14 protein-coding genes are annotated in these 18,798 nt (G+C 62.7%); 7 read left to right on the top strand and 7 right to left on the bottom strand.

The window, feature by feature from the left end; translation table 11 throughout:
* Both IEX32_RS20770 and IEX32_RS18455 read left to right on the top strand, forming a co-directional pair.
* Positions 1 to 228 (top strand): hypothetical protein (locus IEX32_RS20770; protein ID WP_229736487.1); only part of this gene is annotated, 228 nt, incomplete at its 5' end.
* Between the two features lie 13 nt (positions 229 to 241).
* Entirely contained in the window at positions 242 to 1,387 is a 1,146-nt protein-coding gene (locus IEX32_RS18455) for an AI-2E family transporter (RefSeq protein ID WP_188773015.1), read from the top strand.
* An 85-nt stretch (positions 1,388 to 1,472) separates the two neighbouring features.
* On the opposite strand, the gene der is transcribed toward IEX32_RS18455, so the two are convergent.
* Positions 1,473 to 2,849, bottom strand: coding sequence for a ribosome biogenesis GTPase Der (gene der, locus IEX32_RS18450; RefSeq protein WP_188773014.1), 1,377 nt, complete (start codon positions 2,847 to 2,849; stop codon positions 1,473 to 1,475).
* A 128-nt stretch (positions 2,850 to 2,977) separates the two neighbouring features.
* Between der and IEX32_RS18445 the strand changes: the two genes are divergently transcribed.
* A complete protein-coding gene (locus IEX32_RS18445; protein ID WP_188773013.1) occupies positions 2,978 to 3,598 on the top strand; it encodes a CHAP domain-containing protein in 621 nt (206 codons plus the stop codon).
* A gap of 177 nt (positions 3,599 to 3,775) precedes the next feature.
* Entirely contained in the window at positions 3,776 to 4,450 is a 675-nt protein-coding gene (locus tag IEX32_RS18440) for a protein-L-isoaspartate(D-aspartate) O-methyltransferase (RefSeq protein ID WP_188773012.1), read from the top strand.
* Positions 4,451 to 4,612: 162 nt separating this feature from the next.
* On the opposite strand, the gene IEX32_RS18435 is transcribed toward IEX32_RS18440, so the two are convergent.
* From IEX32_RS18435 to IEX32_RS18420, 4 genes are all read right to left on the bottom strand, one after another.
* Positions 4,613 to 7,465, bottom strand: coding sequence for a TonB-dependent receptor (locus IEX32_RS18435; RefSeq protein WP_188773011.1), 2,853 nt, complete (start codon positions 7,463 to 7,465; stop codon positions 4,613 to 4,615).
* Positions 7,466 to 7,915: 450 nt separating this feature from the next.
* Entirely contained in the window at positions 7,916 to 10,279 is a 2,364-nt protein-coding gene (locus tag IEX32_RS18430; protein ID WP_188773010.1) for a glycoside hydrolase family 31 protein, read from the bottom strand.
* Positions 10,280 to 10,476: 197 nt separating this feature from the next.
* Positions 10,477 to 11,883, bottom strand: a complete 1,407-nt coding sequence (locus tag IEX32_RS18425) for a glycosyl hydrolase family 28 protein (RefSeq protein ID WP_188773009.1) — start codon at positions 11,881 to 11,883, stop codon at positions 10,477 to 10,479.
* Complete coding sequence (locus IEX32_RS18420; protein WP_188773008.1) at positions 11,880 to 13,646, bottom strand: glycoside hydrolase family 43 protein; 1,767 nt, start codon at positions 13,644 to 13,646, stop codon at positions 11,880 to 11,882. Before IEX32_RS18420 ends, IEX32_RS18425 begins: the two co-directional genes overlap by 4 nt.
* A 129-nt stretch (positions 13,647 to 13,775) precedes the next feature.
* Between IEX32_RS18420 and IEX32_RS18415 the strand changes: the two genes are divergently transcribed.
* Entirely contained in the window at positions 13,776 to 13,922 is a 147-nt protein-coding gene (locus IEX32_RS18415) for a glycoside hydrolase family 97 C-terminal domain-containing protein (RefSeq protein WP_188773007.1), read from the top strand.
* A gap of 48 nt (positions 13,923 to 13,970) precedes the next feature.
* Here IEX32_RS18415 and IEX32_RS18410 read toward each other — a convergent pair whose 3' ends face one another.
* Both IEX32_RS18410 and IEX32_RS18405 read right to left on the bottom strand, forming a co-directional pair.
* Complete coding sequence (locus tag IEX32_RS18410; RefSeq protein ID WP_188773006.1) at positions 13,971 to 14,912, bottom strand: ROK family protein; 942 nt, start codon at positions 14,910 to 14,912, stop codon at positions 13,971 to 13,973.
* 12 nt (positions 14,913 to 14,924) lie between these two features.
* Positions 14,925 to 15,938, bottom strand: a complete 1,014-nt coding sequence (locus IEX32_RS18405) for a LacI family DNA-binding transcriptional regulator (RefSeq protein ID WP_229736486.1) — start codon at positions 15,936 to 15,938, stop codon at positions 14,925 to 14,927.
* A 230-nt stretch (positions 15,939 to 16,168) separates the two neighbouring features.
* On the opposite strand from IEX32_RS18405, the gene IEX32_RS18400 reads away from it, so the two are divergent.
* Complete coding sequence (locus IEX32_RS18400; protein WP_188773004.1) at positions 16,169 to 17,476, top strand: oligosaccharide MFS transporter; 1,308 nt, start codon at positions 16,169 to 16,171, stop codon at positions 17,474 to 17,476.
* The gene (locus IEX32_RS18395; RefSeq protein ID WP_188773003.1) at positions 17,473 to 18,648 is read left to right on the top strand and encodes a glycoside hydrolase family 88 protein; all 1,176 of its coding nucleotides are present in this window, start codon (positions 17,473 to 17,475) and stop codon (positions 18,646 to 18,648) included. The genes IEX32_RS18400 and IEX32_RS18395 overlap by 4 nt, the downstream gene beginning before the upstream one ends.
* Positions 18,649 to 18,798: the final 150 nt, after the last annotated feature.

Below are 18,798 nucleotides of genomic sequence, written 5' to 3'. Positions count from 1 at the left end.
TCTGCCTTGCCATTGCCGATGTCGTCGCCAGGAACCATCCACATCGTGAATCAGATCGCAGGCAGTTTGTATACCCCCTACGCCCGGGAATTTGCCCCGGTTACGGGCGCAAGGGACCAAGCCCCTGAAATCAGGGGATTGCTGCGTTGTTCGCCGCGCCTTGCCGGAAAAATCCCTCCTGCCCCGGTCCTGATGAAAGATCGGGGCTGGAATTGCCGGATTTCGTGATATTGCTCCGCCCATGGAGACAAAGCCCCCCTCGCACTACAGCCTTGAAGACTACGCCTTCATCGGCCTCGTAATGTTCGTTACGGTCATTTTCGCATGGCTGCTCGCGCCATATTTCGGCGCCATCCTGTGGGGCATTGTCGCGGCAATCCTGTTCGAGCCGATGACCCGCCGGCTGGAGCGGCGCCTGGGCGGGCGGGCCAATACCGCCGCGGCGCTGATGCTGATGCTCCTCCTGGCGATCTTCATCCTGCCGACACTGATCCTCGGCGCCAGCCTGGTGCGGGAGGCCACCTCGCTCTACAACCGGATCGTCGAAGGCCAGATCGACCTGGGCGGCATGCTGCAGCAGATCCTCACGATCCTGCCGGAGCGGCTGCGGGAGATGATCGGGTCCTATACCTCGATGGACTTCGAGACGCTGCGCCGCGAGTTCGGCTCGGGGATTGCCGGCGGGTTGCAGGATGTTGCCGGTCGCCTGCTGATCGTGGGCCAAGGCGCGCTCAAGTTCATCGCAGCGATGGGCGTGATGCTTTACCTCACCTTCTTCCTGCTGCGCGACGGGGAACGCTACGCCGAACTGGTGCGCACCGCCATTCCCCTGCGCCCGCACCTGCGCGACGCGCTGGCCAGCCATTTCATCGTCGTGGTGCGCGCCACGATGAAAGGCACCGTAGTCGTCGCGGTGCTTCAGGGCTTTGTCGGCGGCGTGATCTTCGCGGCGCTGGGGATCGAGGGCGCGCTGCTCTGGGGCGTGCTGATGGGCTTCTTCTCGCTGCTTCCGGCGATCGGCACCGGCATCGTCTGGATTCCCGTGGCGGGATACCTGCTCGCGACGGGCAGCTACACGGAAGGCGGCATCATGATCTTCTGCGGCGTCTTCATCATCGGCATGATCGACAACCTGCTACGCCCGATCCTGGTCGGCCGCGACACGCGCATGCCCGACTTCGTCGTATTGATCGCGACGCTCGCGGGACTGGAACTGTTCGGTCTTAACGGCTTCATCGTGGGCCCGATGATCGCGGCGCTCTTTATCGCCGTGTGGAACCTCGTTTCGGATGCCAAGAACGGACTGATCCAGGCCGAGGCGCCGGAAATCCCCGCACCGGGCGTGGATCCGGAAGCCGAGGCCGAAGCGCAAGCGCATCCGGGCTGAGCACGGGAGTACGCGCGGAACAGGCGCACTTCAGGTTTCTGCGTGAAATCCGACCCTGTTTGCCCTGCAGGCCAATGCCGAAAACTCAATCCTTCTTGAACGGGTTCTTCGGGCTACGCAGCATCAGCCGGATCGGCACGGCGTCGAATCCCAGCTCGCGCCTCAGCCCGTTGACGAGGTAGCGACGGTAGCTCTCCGGCAAGAGGTCGAGCCGCGTCCCGAAGACCACGAAACCCGGCGGGCGCGTCTTGGCCTGGGTGATATAGCGCAGCTTGATGCGTTTGCCGCCCGGCGCCGGCGGCGGATTGGCCGAAAGCGCATCGTCGAACCAGCGATTGAGCGCCGAAGTCGGCACGCGCCTGCTCCATGCCTCGCGGATCGAAAAGGCAGCGGCCATCATGTCGTCGAGCCCCTTGCCGGTTCGCGCCGAGACCGCGAGCAGCGGAACTCCGCGCACCTGCGCCAGGCCGTCCTCGAGTGCGGCGCGGATGCCGTTGAACAGCTTCGAGGCGTCTTCGGCCACGTCCCACTTGTTGATCGCGATCATCAGCGCGCGGCCTTCCTCGAGGACGTTCGAGGCAATCTTGAGATCCTGATGCTCAAGTCCCTTGGTGGCATCAAGCAGCAGCACGACCACTTCGGCGAAGTCGATCGCATGGCGCGCATCGGCCACCGCCATGCGTTCCAGCTTCTCGGTCACGCGGGCCCTCTTGCGCATTCCCGCCGTGTCGATCAGGCGAACCTCGCGTTCGTCGCCGGTCCTGGGATCGGTCCAGAGCCAGTCGATCGCGATCGAATCGCGGGTGATGCCCGCCTCGGGGCCGGTCAGCAGCCGGTCTTCGCCCAGAAAGCGGTTGATCAGCGTCGATTTGCCTGCGTTCGGTCGACCGACGATCGCCAGCTTGAGCGGCGCCTTGAGCAGCGCTTCCTCATCGAACTCGGCTTCCTCCTCCTCCGGCGGCTGGAGCGGTTCGAGATGGGGCAGCAGGGCCTCGAACAGATCCCCCATGCCTTCCCCATGCTCGGCCGAGATCGCCACCGGATCGCCCAGTCCTAGCGAATAGGCCTCCAGCAGCCCGCCCTCGCCCGCGCGCCCCTCGGCCTTGTTGGCGACAAGGATCACCGGCACCGGCGACGCGCGCAGCCAGTTGCCGATTTCCTCGTCCAGCGGCGTCAACCCGGCACGCGCATCGACCACGAAGAGCGCGATATCCGCGGTCGCAAGCGAAGCCTCGGTCTGTTTACGCATCCGGCCCGGCAGCGTCTCCGCGTCATCGTCCTCCCAGCCCGCCGTGTCGACGATCTGGAACTTCAGCCCCAGCAGTTCGGCGTCACCAAAGCGGCGGTCGCGCGTGACACCGGGCTGATCGTCAACAAGCGCGAGCTTCTTCCCGACGAGCCGGTTGAACAGCGTGGACTTGCCGACATTGGGCCGGCCGATGATGATAACCTGAGGGAGCATGATGCCCCTCGCTTGGGGGTTTCCATCTGATTTGGCAAGCATCCGGCAAACCCCCGGCAAATAATTGCCGCCTTGTTAACCGCGATTTGCAGGATACCCGTAACTGTGTTGCCGCCATTGCGGTAAACATGAAGCCTTATCGCACCGCTATCGTACTGGGGCTGACGGCTACGCTCGCCCCGTCGGCAAGCGCCCGCAGCGCCATCGATGCCATTGTCTCGGGCGGCGGAAGCGAGCCCGATCAGTCGGTTTCCGGAACCGGAAAGATCAAGGGGCCTGACTATCTGGAATGCGTTCCTTTCGCGCGGCAGCTTTCCGGCATCCAGATCTACGGCGACGCTCATACCTGGTGGAAACAGGCCAAGGGCCGCTATGCCCGGGGGAGCGAACCCCGGGTCGGCGCGGTCCTGGCGATCGAGCCCCACGGCAATTCCACTCTCGGCCATGTCGCCGCCGTCAGCCGCATCGTCGATTCGCGCACCATCCTGGTGAGCCACGCGAACTGGTCTATCCCCGGCAAGATCGAGCGCAACGTCACGGTGCTCGATGTCTCGCCCCGGAACGACTGGAGCGAGATACGAGTATGGTATGCTCCCTCCCGCAACCTGGGCGCATCGCATTGGCCGGTCGCCGGCTTCATCTACAACGAGAAGCCGGGCGAAGCGAATGCAGCCCCGCGCCGCCAGACGAAGCCCCGCCACGAGGATCCGATCGGCGCGATCATCGCGGGAACATACCGAGGCTTATAATCCCGCCGCACGATATTCCATCCTGATGGGGGCCGCGATCCGGCCTCATGGAACTCCGTCTGCCGCCAAGCATTCGTGAGTCATACTACCCGGACCAAGGGGGTATCGTCACCACCTGCAAGGCGGCCGGCTCAACGAGCTGACCCGTGTGCGGGAGATGGACAGGAATGCATCGTCATGAAGCCACTGACCGAGGACCACCTCGCGATCTACCGCCGGCACATGGTCGAGGTGATCGACATCCACTTCGATCTTCTGAGCGACGAGCTGGGGAAATCGCATTTGGGCGAGTCCCTGCGCACGGCGCTGCTCAAGGTTCCGCGTCATGTTTTCGTACCGCGAGAACTGATCATGGCGGCCTATCAGGATGGTCCGCTGCCGATCGGCTTCGACAAGACCATTTCGCAGCCATTCATAGCCGCGCTCATGGTTGATCAACTCGATGTGCAGCCGGACGACAAGGTGCTGGAGATCGGCACCGGTTACGGTTACCAGGCGGCGCTGCTGGCCGAGCTCGCCCGGCACGTCTTCAGCATCGACGTTGTCGAAGAGTTCATCGAGATGGCCGAGGCGCGGGTGCAGGCGCTCTGCTATGACAACGTCACGCTGCGGGTCGGCGACGGTTCGCGCGGGTGGCCCGACGAGGCGCCCTTCGACAAGATCCTCGTGACCGCCGCCGGCGAGGAGATACCCGAGGCGCTGGCGGAACAACTCAAGCCCGGCGGCCGCCTCGTCATGCCGCTGGGCGGCCAGGACGTGCAGCAGATCAAAAGGATCGAAAAGCGGGCGAACGGCGAACTGGCGACGCATGCCATCATGCCGGCCAGATTCACACCGCTCGAAATCGTGTGACCCCACGGACCGGCTGGGATGGCCGGATGAGCTGCCGTTCGCCGACTGGATTCATAGCCGGACAATCCACTTCGCGTTTGCCCATCAAAGCCGTTCAACCGGCCAAAAAAAATGGGAGCGCCCGCGAGTGACGCTCCCAGTAGGGTGGAAGGATGTGGCGACTTAGCCCCCGAACTTGTACCGGATGCCGGCGCCAAAGACGCGGCCATTCACGTAATGCTGGTTCTGGAAGTCGGTCGCAAAGGCGCCTGGTTCACCGACATAGCGGTTTGGCCCCTGGTTGGTAATGTTGGATGCCGTGAAGGACAGGGTGAAATTATGCGGCAAGTTGAAATTCACCGCGGCATCCAGAATGCCATAGCCCTTCACATAACGGCCCCAGATCGGCCAGGAATCTATGCCGAAAAGCACGAAGTCCGAGCGATAGGTATAGACCACACGGGCGGACATGAAGTCGTCTTCGTACATTCCCGATGCCGACCAATTGATTTTCGATTGGAATGGCATCGGCGTATCGACCGTCTCGCCGGACATGGGCACCGGATTCTTGGTCTTCAAATAAGTGAAGGAACCGGCGACACCGAAGTTCTTGAATGCCCCAGGCAGAAAATCAAAAAAGGTCTGCCCGGCCAGCTCGATACCCCTGGCATTGCCCTTTTCGGCATTGTCACGAATGGTGAGCGTATACTGCGCGGGATCGTCGCATTCCGTTTCAGTCGGCACCGGTGCCAACGGAATTGTCGCGCATGCTTGTCGACCAAAGGGGAAACCATTGATCTTCTTGTAGAAGATTCCAGCCGAGACATAGCTCAGCGGCGAGAAATAATGCTCCAGCGACACGTCAAAGCTGTCTGCCTTGAGCGGCTTCAGATCAGGGTTGCCCGCACTGGCACCGCCCCTCGCTGGATCAAAGGTAATGGCCGGATTGAGATCACCAAGGCTGGGACGCGTAATGCCCTTGGCGTAACCGAAGCGCAATAACGTATCAGGCGTCAGATAGCCTGTGATGTTGAAGGACGGCAGCACGTCCGTATAGGAAGCCGAGTCCGTGTTCGGAACGATTGCACCGCCCGGAGCGGTTCCGTTGCTATCCACCATCGCCCGTGCAAACAGGTCCGTCTTGACGATCCGAGCACCGAAATTGCCTTTGATGAAATCATCATAGGCGAACTCGCCCACAACATAGCCTGCATAGGACTTCTCGCGGCTGTAGCGGCGCGCCAGTAGGTTTTCCGGCATGGAATCCGCCGCCGGAATGCCTGCATCCGGGAAACGATTGCGAACATTGTCACCAAAATGCGCGTCAGGGTCGAAGACAATATAGCCGCCACTGTAGCCCGCCTTGCCGTCAAGCCAGTTCGTCGGCGACAATTCGGTAAGATCCTGAGCGTCCGTTAGCGGAACTCCGCCAAGCGACCGGCCCCCATCACGATAATCAAAGAAGCGCGAGGTCTGAACAGCGAAACGTCCGCCGGCCTTGATCGCGGTCAGGAATGACGATCCCACATCATAAACCAGATCGAGTTGCCCGGCCCAGCCGTTATCGTCGATGACATTGTTGGCGTCGGTGTTGTAGCGATCGAACACGAAATTGTTCGGATCGGTCAGACTCGAACCCGAGATTCCGATCGAATAAGGCGTGGTGGTAAGATCGCGGGCGAAATCCCATGATGGAGCGGGATCCGCGGCCGAATTCGGCGCGAAGCTGACATTGTGGTTGAGCCGTGACTGGTCCGCCTTGATATAGGAAACGTCCAGATGCACATGCAGCTTGTCGGTCGCCTGCCAGTTGGTGCCGACGGCGGCCAGCCAGGTTTCATAGGGGCGCTCTTCGCGTCCGCCCAGCAATGCGTTGACCCGTGATCCCAGGAAGGTACCACTGTCAATACGCTTGCCCGAAACCAGTTCGACAGCGCCGCCGTTCAGGTTGCGGTTCAGCAGATTCTCGTCGAGCGTGAAATCACTGGTAACCAGATTTTGGACGGTCCTGCTATCGCCCATGATCGCGAAGCGATAGCTCTGGTCGTAAAGATAGTAGTTGTAGTTGCCCTGCGCGTAGAATTCGAGATCGGGGCTCGGCTTCCACTGGAAAGCCCCGCTCAGGCCTTTGCGAACACGATGGATGTCTTCCTGGAAGACATGGGATCCCAAGCCAGTCGCAGCCACCAGATCCGCTCGCTCGGATTCAGGGAAATCGGTATAATTCGCATTCGCCAGATGCCAGATGTCAGTGCGCCCCGCATAACGCGCATCGCCGCCTGCAGCCAGAAAATCCGCACTGTCCGCACGGATGGCGCGCCGGGTCTGCGGCCCGCGGTTGCCGGGATTGGAGTCCGACCGGTTGTCGCTTTCCTGATAGTTGGCGGCGATCATGAAGCCCATTTCACCGTCGCCCGCCTGCCAGCGATCGGCAATCAAGCCGAAGACTTCAGGTGATGTCGTCTTGGACAGGTCATTGTAGCGCATGGACGCCGCGGCACTGATCGTCAGACCGCCGAAATCAAGCGGCTTTCTGGTCCGCACATTGATGAGGCCGCCAATGCCGCCTTCGATATGCTCCGCCGACGGATTCTTGTAGACATCGATGCCCGCGATCATGCCCGGGATGGCGCCTTCGATGTTGAACTCGCGGCCACCCGCAGTGAAATAGGCGCGGCCGTCCAGACGCGATGCGGTCTGGCCAGTCAGTCCGCGAATGGTGATGCCGCTTCCCTCGCCCACCGGCGACGCGCCTTCGCCGCCATAGCGATAGCCCTGGACGCCCGGAATGCGGGTCAGCGTTTCGGCAACGTTGGGGTCCGGCAGCTTGCCGATGTCCTCGGCCGTAATCGAATCGACGATTTCCATCGTGTTCTTCTTGCGCGCCACGGAGGTCTTCAAACTCTCGCGCATGCCGGTGACGACGATGGCATCAACCTCCGTGGCAGACGCCTCGGCGGATTTGTCCTGCGCCCAGGCCGGAACAGCCGCGGTCGTCGTCAGCAACAGAACTGCCAGTTTTGCAACACTCTTCATATCAATCCCCTCCAAGAACTCTTGGAGGCCGACATTTGCGAACCGGAGATATGCAGCGGCTTGCCGCAGCTACGTCAGACTTCCAACTCCCCGGTGCCGGCTCTTGCCGCGCCCCATTAATCGACCCGATATGTTATCGGTAGCAGAACTGTTACCGATAACTTACTCCGGGCGCAACCCCAAAACGGTGCCTCCGCAATATTTGTCGGAGTTTTTAGAACCCGAATTCCAAAGCCCTTTCGCCGGCACGGCGTGGAAATGCTCCGGACGACGTCAGGGAAGAGCAAGCCTGGAAAGTTTGGGCGACTGTCGTATGCCGACAGGAAGACGGAGCTTGGGGGAAGGTTGACACATTGCCGGCCGCTGGCGAACCGGCTTCCGCCCCGTTCTGCGGGTGAGCAGCGGAAAATGCACACATCCCCCGCCACTCAGCCGTTCTGCCACCGTGGTTCAATCGAGAGGCACGACTATCCGCCGTCCATTGTAGCGAATGGCGATACCTGTGGACTGCGAAAGCCCCGCCGCCTCCCCGGTCGACACCACGGTTACCCGGAAGTCGCGCTCCTTCGACATGCCTGCATAACGTCCCTGCCTGGCCCCGATCGTCAGGACGCCGGCCTTGTCGTCCAGCTCCAGTTCGATGGTCGCACGCTCACCGCGGCGCCAGCCTTGCCCATCGCCGGCATCGTCATAGAGAGTGAAGTGCCCGTCCGCCCCCCGATACACGCGAAGCTCGACCGGCAGGGTCGGGGACTGCCCGGCGAACTGAACCGGCGACCCAAGCGGCAGTATCGTGCCTGCCGCAACGTGCAACGGAACGCGCCCGATCGGCGCCGCAACGGACAGCTTTTGCCCTCCCGCATGCCGCTCGCCCGTCCAGAAATCATACCAATCCTGCCCGGTCGGAAGCAGGACGGTGCGCGTTGTAGCGCCCTTCTCCACCACCGGGCTGACCATGATCGAGCGGCCGAACATGTACTGGTCGGCCACGTTGCGGACGGCGGTGTCCGCAGGGAAAATCATTCCCAGGGGATACATGAACGAGGCGCCCTTGTCCGTGACCTGCCAGGACAAGGCGTAGTAGAAAGGCAGCAAGCGGTAGCGCAACGCGACGGCATCGATCAAAGGCGCGCGCGCCGATTCGGGAAAGCTGTAAATCTCCTTCCCGGCTCCGGTCCCATGAATGCGAAACATCGGATTGAACACCGCGAACTGAAGCCAGCGGGTGAAGAGCTCCTGGTAGCCGGGATCAGCGGGACTGCCGCCGAAGAAGCCGCCGATATCCGCCGACCAGTAAGGAATGCCGCTCATGGAAAAGTTGACGCCGGCGGGAATCTGCTTGCGAAACACGTCCCAACGTCCCGCAACATCGCCCGACCAGGTGATCGCGGAATTGCGCTGCTGCCCCGCCCATGCCGACCGCGTAAGAATGATCGGCCGTTTGGCCTCGTAGTCCTTGGCCATGCCGTCATGCACGGCAGTCGTGTGCATGAGTGGATAGGCATTGTAGACCTCGGCGCCCGGGCCGATCGCCGTCGTCACGTCGCGCATCTGGCCCCAGCGGCCACCCAGTTCCGCCTCGCTGCCGTCGAGCCAATAGCCATCAAAACCCGAAGCTCCGAGCCGATCGGAGACTTGCCGCCAGTACAGGGCGCGAGCGGGTTTCGAGAAGGCATCGTACCACCGGCCCTCGCCCGCCGGGTACACGTTCGGATAGGTCGTCGGGTACAGCCCCCCCACGTCTTCAAGCGCCTTCGCCGTGTCCAGGCCGATATCGAAACGGGGCCAGATCGAAACGATGCTGTGGAGATTGTCGCGGTGCAGGGCGTCCAGCATCGACTTGGGATCGGGGAAGCGCGCCGGGTCCATGCGATGACTGCCCCATTCACCGGGCTTCCAGTACTGCCAGTCCTGAACAACCGCATCGAGCGGGATCCCCAGGCGGCGATATTCCCTGGCCACACCGAGCAGTTCAGCCTGCGAGGCGTAGCGCTCCTTTGATTGCCACAGCCCCCAGGTCCAGCGCGCCATCATCGGCACCTGGCCGGTAAGCTGGCGGTAGGCGCCGATGATGTCGTCGACGTCGGGCCCGGCGAACAGGAAATAGTCGACGCCCGAACCTACCTGCGAGCGGAATACGGTTTGGTGGACCGCTTGCGGCGTGTCGACGGCGAGATCGGTTACGGCGGGGTTGTTCCAGAAAATGCCGTAACCCGCGGTTGAAACAAGTACCGGCACCCCGACGTCGGTGTTCGCCTGCTGAAGGCGGACGGTATGGCCCCGATAGTCCATGACGCCGGCCTGATGCTGCCCGAGTCCGTATATCGACTGATCGCCGTCCAAGGTGAATCGTTGCTGCACGATGCCATCGGGGTCGGGAGCATCTCCCAATTTGCGCGTTTCGGGATCGGCCTCGCTGACGATCGGCTTGCCTTCGGCGTCGAGCAGCGCGACCGCGCCGCTGCTCTTGTCAACCGCCAGCCGCATGGCCGGAGTAGAGAGCAGGTAGCGGCCGGCCTCTTCCGCAATCGTCCATGCCACCGGCCGGGGGGCCCCTATAACGGCAAGGTCACGCCCCGAGGCGGCCTTGTTGCTCTCCTTGTCGACCGAAACGCGCGCGATCCGGTCTCCCCAGAATGTGATGCGCATTGTTCCCTGAGCGACCCGGAAACTCACGCCGGCGCTGTCCCTGGCCGTGAGCGCAACGGCTGCCTGACTGACTTCGGCTGCGGGTTGCCAGGGCGCCTGGGCAAGGGCGGGGGATGCCACCAAAGCGAACGCCACACCTGCGAGCCACCGCTGCCTAAAATCCATGCATCTTCTCCTCGATCTTGGGCATTCCATGCCCATCTACCCCAAATATGTCTGACAATTGATTTCCCACGTGTGCCTCTCCTGCCCCCCGTCCGCCGGAAACTGCGGAAGCTCGTGAGCAGTCACGTCTGGCCATCGACGCGGGAAGCCGCCGAAGCCCCACGACCTTCGCAGGGGCGTGCGTTGCCGAACCCCAGCTATGGCTTGACGACAATATTCTGTACGAACGGCCCGATATCGATGTCTTCGCGCTTCAGCGGCTTTCCGGCCACAGTCACGTTCTCGATGGTGACATCGCGCACCATCCGATCCGCCGCATGGCCAGCGATCACCGGCCGGCTGATGTCGCCGCCCTTGAAGCGGACATTGCGGATCGTGACATTTTCGACGCCGCGGCCCGGTGAATGGCTGTATTTCTCGTTGAACACCACGCGAAAGTTGAACAGCATGCCTTCCTCGATGCTGTCGATGCGAAAATCCTCAAACAACAGGTTGCGGACGAGGTTGTCGTCGCCGTCGGTGATCGCCATCACCCCCTGATAGTTGCGGTCATCCTCGTCGTGGCCAAGAACATCGATGTTTCGGAAGGTGATGTTTTCCAGCACCTCGGGTTTCTTGGGATTGCCGTGGATGCCGATGTTGATCGGATGAGCGATGTCGGCCCAGAGGGTCGAGTTGGTAATGAGGTAGTTGCGCGCGTCCCCCCTGTATTCCCATCGGGCTCCGTAGATGGCGATGGAATCGTCGGAGGTGCGCAGGAACACGTCGTCGATCCGCACATCGGAACAGCTCATATGGTCGAGGCCGTCGCTCCAACTCTGGGCGCTGAAGGTCGTCAGGTTGCGGATGGTCAGCCCGGTCGATTGCCCGCAGAGCACCGTATAATGGCGCGGGTTGCGCACGATGATGCCGTCAATGTCAACATTGCGCGCCATGGCCACCAAAACGCCCCGCCCCGGCCGGTCGATGATGCCGCGTCCGATGATCCGCACATTTTCCGCGTCTCGCACCTCAAGCCCGCCCTGCACCAGCGCGCCGCCAGCGATATAGACCGTCTTGCCCGAGGGAATGCGGAAGGTTTCCTGCCCCTCCGGCAGCTTGTGGACGCCGGGGCCGAAATAGATGACATCGGGATCCTTTGGGTCCGGCCGTTCCGTCTCGACCGGGTTGGCGAACAGGTGCAGGTTGTGCAGCCGGTCGCCGTCGAATTCGACCGAGATCTTGGCGGGCTTCGTCAGGGTGAAATAGGCGGTGCTGCCGACCAGCTTGGCCTTGAGCCCCACCGAATGGGGGCGAACCTCCACCCGGCGGACATCGCCATTGTTCTTCTTGACCGCCACTTCGACAGGGCCACCCATGTCGAAATAGACCATGGAAGCGGATTGGGGTTTGTCGAGATCGACCTTCACCTCATATTCGTAGAGGTCCCGCCACTCTCCGCCGGGCACCCGGACGCGAACCGTGAAGTCGTCATTGTGGTGGGTATAGAGCGCCTCTCTCGGGACATCGTAAAGCACCAGACGCTGCGGTTCAGCGGCATAAATGGACGCAGGGCACAAGGTTAGCAGCGCGGCGCCGACCGCGAGCGGATGCTTCATTTTCATTCTGTAATCCTGAACCAGTCAAAGTCTGCATGGCCGACCGTGGTGGCCGTGGCCGCCGGCGTGCCGCTGGCGGCCTGCGCGAAGAGCCCGATTTGCGCCCCTGTCCAGCGCCCCGGCCGGCTTTCGAAAACCGCGCCCAGCGGCGTGAACGTCTTTCCGTCCAGGCTATAGCTAAATTGCACGCGCGCGTGGGTTTCCCGCAGCATGGAGGGCCAATAGGGGCTGAAATCGGGTGGCGGAACCTTGATCTCGACCGGTGCGGCGAACAGCCGCAGCCATATCCGCTCACCCGTAAAAACCGGACCGGCCGACAGGCTTTCGGCCGCGCCCGGCGCGATATCGCGCTTGCTGCGCTGGGCGATGCGGATGCCGTCGGCGCCGCGTTCGAGGCCGATCCAGCCATAGTTCATGCCGTGGAAGGCGAGACCGGCCCGCTCCCCCTCGCGCAACGGCTCGAAGCGCATCAATGTGGTGGCGGTAAAGGATAGCGCGGGCAGCTTTTGCGAAAGGACATTGCCGACCTCATACAGGTCGGCCGATCCGCTCACCGATTTGAGACGCAGCCAGCCATCGGACAGGCCCAGCCAATCGGCGCCGGGATTGCTGCCCCATTGCCAGGCAAGACTGAGCGGGCCGTCGAAGACATCGTCGGCAACCGGCGTTGCGATTTCCTGCCTTGGGGCGGCTGGCTTGCGATGGCGCGCGACCGGTTCGCCCCGTCCGTCGCCATCGGAATCCGCTCCGATCACCGGCCAGCCCTTCTTCCACGCCATCGGCTCAAGATGAACGATGCGGCCGTAACTATCCCGGTCCTGAAAATGGATGAACCAGTCCTCCCCGGACAGGGTCGTCACCCATGCGCCCTGGTGCGGCCCGTTGATCGCGGTCCGCCCCTGATCCAGCACGTTGCGGCCCTCATAGGGGCCTTCGATCGTGCGGCTGCGGAATACGCCCTGCCAGCCGCCCTTCACGCTGCCGCTGGGCGCGAAGACATAGTACCAGCCTTCCCGCTTGTATAATTTGGGCCCCTCGGTGGTCTGCCACGGCCGCGGACCAAGGCCGGTTGCAACCGGCCCCATCGCATTGCCATCGATGATGACGCGGCCGCTGTCCAGCGCGCGCGCGCCATCGGCGCTCAGGCGCTTGAGGACGATGATGTTGGACTTGCCCGCCCGGCTGTTGGCAAAGGCATGGACCAACCAGGCCGTTCCATCCTCATCCCAGAACGGCGCGGGATCGATGGCGCCCCTTGTGTCGTCGACCAGCGCCGGCTCGCTCCACGGCCCGCGCGGGTCCCTTGCCGTCACCACGAAAACGCCCCGGTCGGGATCGGCATAATAGATCAGGAACCTGCCGTCGTGGTAACGGATGGCAGGGGCCCAGACGCCACCCCCGCGCCGGGGCGTGCGGTAATGCTCGTCCGGCAGGACGCGAGGCAGGGCATGGCCTATGATCGTCCAGTTCACCAGATCGCGCGAGTGAAGGATCGGAAGACCCGGCACGTTGGTGAAGGACGAGGAGGTCAGATAATAATCCTCGCCCACGCGCACGACGTCCGGGTCGGAATAATCCCCCGCCAGCACCGGGTTGCGATAGGTACCGTCGCCCTGATCAGCGAACCAGCGCCCGTCATCCTGTGCGCTCGCAGGGCCGATCGTCCCGGTGATCGTCGCAGTGATCGCCGCCGCTGACAGTGTCAGGGCGCGCAGGATCCCTGCGGCTTTTGATGCGGATATCCTGTTGCATCCCGTGGCTCGCGCCATTTTCCTCTCTCCCCAACAAGATCGAGTTTGCCCTCCGGGCACTATATGTTATCGGTACCACAATGGCGGACATCTGATCGCGGCGCAAGCCAAATCGTCGCGGCGGGTATCCGGCCCCGCGAGCTGTCGGTGACCGTTTACGCCGATGAGGGGGCCGCAAGCGAGCCGCGCGAAACGAAAGTCCGGATCGAGAAGCGGGACGTCACCGTGCGCGATGCGATGACCATGCGTCTTGCGCCCTCGGGCGGCCAGGCAGTCTTGTTCGAGCGAACATAAGTAGAGCCCCGATCAAGGGGCGCGCGCGCCGGCCGGTTGGCGCGTCAGCTACCAACGCACGGTTCGGCACTGCTCCGGCTTTCCCCCCGAATAGGGCGAAGCGCGCCCGTTTGCGGCGAGGGCGTTGGCGGCCAGGATATAGGCTCCGATCAAACCCGACGGTTCCTGACAGAGCGGCGGGAGGATGTGGGCATCCATGTCCGGCAATGCCGCGACATAGCCCGCAAGCAAGTCCAGTGTCTTCCGCCGGATGAGGGGAAACAGCCGCTGCTGCTTCATCACGCCGCCGCCCAACACGATCCGCTGAGGAGCGACAGTGAGGAAAAGCGAGGCGCAGAGCTGGGCGAGATAGTGGCTTTCCACCTCCCAGAAAGGATGATCCTCAGGTAAATGGGACGACGTGGTGCCCCATGCCGCCTCGACCGCCTTTCCGCTGGCGAGCCCCTCATAACAGTCCCCATGAAAGGGGCAGATGCCGGGAAAATCCCGATGCGCCTCGTGGCGCCGGGGAAAGCCATGGCCTGCTTCGGGGTGGCCGAAACCATGGAGCGGCTTGCCGCCGGCGATGATGCCGACGCCTATTCCCGTCCCCACCGTCACATAGGCAAGGGTCGATATGTCCGGCCCCGCCGCGGCCGCCTCCGCCAGCGCGGCGCTGTTGACGTCCGTATCGAGCTCAATGGGAACCGCGGCGATCCGCCGCGCCCGCGCGATCAGGTCACACTGTTCCCAGAAAGGCTTGGGCGTCCGCAGGATGCGCCCATAGCCGGGAGAAGCCGGGTCAAGGTCGATCGGCCCGAAACTGCCGATGCCGATGCCCTGAATAAGGCCGAAGCGTCTGGTCGCGGCGCGGAAGAAGGCCTCCACGTCGGCAAAGGTCGCATCCGGATCGCGGGTGGGGATCGACGTCGTTTCCAACGAACCCGTCTCGGCATTTCCCACGCCGCAGACGAATTTTGTACCCCCGGCTTCAATGGCGGCCAGCAACATGATCTTGGATTCCTAAGTCAGAGCGGGCGCGGGACCCGTCGAGCCACGCTCCACCAGCGTCAGCATTTCACGGACATGGCTGATTTCGGGCTGACCGCCGTTCCGGGCCTGGCGGACGAGGTTGCTGAGCATGACAACGGCGCTGGCCGCCATCGCGGAAATCGGCTGGCGGATGGTGGTCAGTTCCGGCCAGACGGTCGAGGCGATTGGCGAATCGTCGAAGCCCGCGATGCTGATGTCGTCGGGCACCTTGAACCCCATGCCCTGCGCCACCGCCGAAGCGGCGGCCGCCATGTCGTCATTGCTTGCGAAGATGGCGGTCGGACGGCGGCTGGCGGCCAGAAGCTGGCGTGTCGCGTCCAGCCCCGAACGGTAAGTGAACAGCCCCGGCGTGATCCAGTCATCCTGGATCCGGATGCCCGCGCCCACCATTGCCGCGCGGTAGCCCTGTTCGCGGCGTTGCGATGGTGAATGCTTGGGGTCGCCCTGGATGAAGCCGATCGCCCGGTGCCCTAGGCTGATCAGATGCCAGGTCATGTCGTAGGCGCCCTTGTAATCGTCCACCACGATCGCCGACACACCCTCGCGCGGTTTCGCGGTTGCGAACGCCAGCGGCAAGACGCCCGCCTCCTGCGCCATGGCCAGCATCGCCGGGGAATCACAAAGCGGCGGAGGCAGGATCACCCCGCCGATGCCGGACTCGATGAGCCGGCCCAATCCTTCGACGGCCTCGGCCTCGGTCACGCCGGGCTCGATCAGGAACTGACAGCCGCTCGCTCCGCTCTGCCGGAATGCTCCCATGAGGAACGCGCCCAGGTTGGAGGAACTCGGATTACTGTACAGCGCGCCGATCCGCACCGCGCTGGACAGGCTGCGCGCGGTGAGGTTCGGGGAATAGTGCAGCGCCCGGATTGAAGCCTCGACTTTCTGGCGCATCGCCTCGCTGACGTAGCGCTTGCCGTTCATGACGCGGGACACGGTCATGGACGATACGCCCGCATGGCGCGCGACGTCGTGAATGGTCACGACCGGACGTCGCGCGCCCCCATTTTCGGGTTCATTTTCCTCATGATCCGCCATAATTTTCCGATCGCAATCCCGTTTGCTGCCTGCCGCTGAACTGGCGCGATCCTCAGTCCTCGCTCAGCCTTCTGTACAGCCATCATAATTTTTCCGTTCGTTACCTACTTGCGCCTCCGGCACTGTCAAGGCATATGTGATACCGATAACAGATTCTATCAAGGAGGGGTGCGCCCGTGTCATCCGCGCGACGCCGCAACTATGCAGCGCTCAGCAGCTTCGTCTTCTGCTTCTTCTTTGCGCAGGCCATGACGATATCGCTGCTGTCGATCTGGCTGACGCGTGCCCTGGGACTCAACGGCGTGGAAGCCGGCACCGTTTTTTCCGCCAACTTCATCGGCGCGATGTGCGCGCAGCCGCTTTATGGCTATCTGTCTGACCGCATGGCCTTTCGCAAAGTCGTGCCGGCCGCGATCGCACTGCTTGTCGTCCTGGCAGGCCCCTTCTTCACCTTGATCTATGCCCCGCTGCTCCACTGGAACATCATCGCCGGCGCCATTGCCGGGGGCATCTATCTGGGCGTCACCTTCATCGCGGGCAGCTATGCGATCGAAAGCTATATTGACCGGGTCGGACGGAAATATTCGTTTGAATATAGTCGGGTACGTCTCTGGGGTTCCTTCGGCTTCGCCGCCGCCGCGGCTTTCTCTGGCCGACTTTACAATATGGACCCCCATATAAACTTCTATCTGGCAAGCACCGCGGGCCTGCTGCTGCTTCCCGCCCTCTGGATTGCCCATATCGATCCGGATCCCGGACAGCAGGCCGCCGCTGACCGGCTGCTGCCCAGGGATTCCCTGGCGTTGCTGTCGCAACGGAAGTTCTGGGGCTTCATGGTGCTGATCCTCGGCGTAACCAACCTGTACCTGGTCTTTGATCAGCAATTCCCCTTCTATTTCTCCTCGCTCTTCCCGACGCCGGAACGGGGCAACGAGATGTTCGGCTACCTGAATTCCGCGCAGATTTTCGTGGAAGCAGGCGGCCTCTTCATCGCACCGCTGCTGGTGCGCCGGATCGGCGCGACGCGGGGGCTACTGCTGGCCACCCTGATTATGATCCTGAGGATCGCCGGGTCGGGCCTGGCGGTGGGGCCGATCACCATCTCGATGTGCAAGATGGCGCATGCGATCGAGCTGCCCATCCTGGTGGTGTCGATCTTCCGCTACATCGCTTGGCATTTCGATGCGAGGCTTGCGTCGACGGTCTATCTGGTCGGAGTCAGCTTCGGCCATTCACTGGGGCTTGCCATCCTCTCCCCGATCGCGGGGGTCGGCTACGACCTGTTCGGTTTCCAGAACACATATTTCCTCATCGCCGGCTTTGCCCTGCTCTTCTGGGTCGCATCCTTCTTCACGCTTTCCCCGACACCGCCAGAGACCGGCCAAGCCGGCCTGACCGGCGAACCGGCCGAAGCGCCAATCATATCATCGCTCGATCCGCCAGGGGGAGGCGATGTCCAGCCGGTAGGGGCCATAGTTCGATGAATACCGTAACCTGTGAAATGTTGCCGCAGATCGAATTGCAACGTCCCGCCCCTGAACAGATCGATGCGTTGATCGACGCCGTGCTCGCGCGGATTGATCGGACGCTGCCGCAATTCATCGAGCATTTTCCGGCCCCCGCCAGCGAGAGCGGCGTCTATGCGCCTATCGACAATGTCGAATGGACCAACGGTTTCTGGACGGGAATGCTCTGGCTGGCCTGGGAACTGACCGACCGTCCGATCTATCGGGAAGCGGCGGAGCGGCATGTCCTGTCTTTTGCCGACCGCATCGAGCGCAGGATCAATATCGATCATCATGACCTGGGCTTCCTCTACACGCTTTCAGCCTGTGCCGCGCATCGGCTGACTGGCAGCGAGATCGGCCTGAACGCGGGGCTGGAGGCTGCCAGGCAGTTGCTCGCCCGGTTCGATCCGGTCGCCAATGTGATCCAGGCCTGGGGCGATATGCGCGATCCCGAGCAGCGCGGCCGGATGATAATCGACTGCAATCTCAATCTGCCGCTGCTCTATTGGGCGACCGCGCAGACGGGCGAACTGCAATTCGCCGACGCGGCAAACCGGCATCTGGCGCAGGCACAGAAATTGCTGGTCCGTCCCGACTTCTCCACCTTCCATACCTTTTACGTGGACACGCAAACCGGCAAGCCGCGTCATGGCAGTACGCATCAGGGCTTCTCCGACGACAGCAGTTGGGCGCGCGGGCAGGCCTGGGGCATTTACGGCTTTGCGCTGGGCTGGCGCCACACCCGCGATGCCCAGCTGGCCGAACTCTCAGCAAAGCTCGCCAACCATTTTCTCAATCGTCTGCCCGGTGACGGCATCTGCTGCTGGGACCTCATCTTCACCGATGACGACCAGACCCCGCGCGACAGCTCGGCGGCGGCGATTGCGGCCTGCGGTCTGCTGGAGCTGGCAAACGCCCTGCCCCTCTCCGATGAGGCGCGCGACGGTTATGCGGCCTGGGCCTGGCACATCGTCCGCGCCCTGGGTAAGAACTATCTCGCTCCGATCGAGGGATCGAACGCGGTTCTCCTGCACGCTGTCTACCACATGCCGAACAAGGCGGGCGTCGATGAGGCCTGCATCTGGGGCGACTATTTCTATCTTGAAGCGCTGATGCGCCTGCGCCGCATCTGGTCGCCCTATTGGTGACGGTTCGCGAGAATGGGAACAGGGCATGAAGCCCGATCGGAGTGTGCTAGCCTCTCCTATTCACGAAGCGTTGGTTTCGTGACCCGATCCGCTGACTGCGGGCTTTGCAGCGTGACAGAGGCGAGCGAGAGCGCTGCGTCTTTTTCACCG

It is taken from the genome of Novosphingobium endophyticum (assembly GCF_014640675.1).
GTDB lineage: Bacteria > Pseudomonadota > Alphaproteobacteria > Sphingomonadales > Sphingomonadaceae > Novosphingobium > Novosphingobium endophyticum.
Note: the sequence above shows the minus strand (reverse complement) of the source record. Positions and strands in the feature narration are given on the sequence as shown.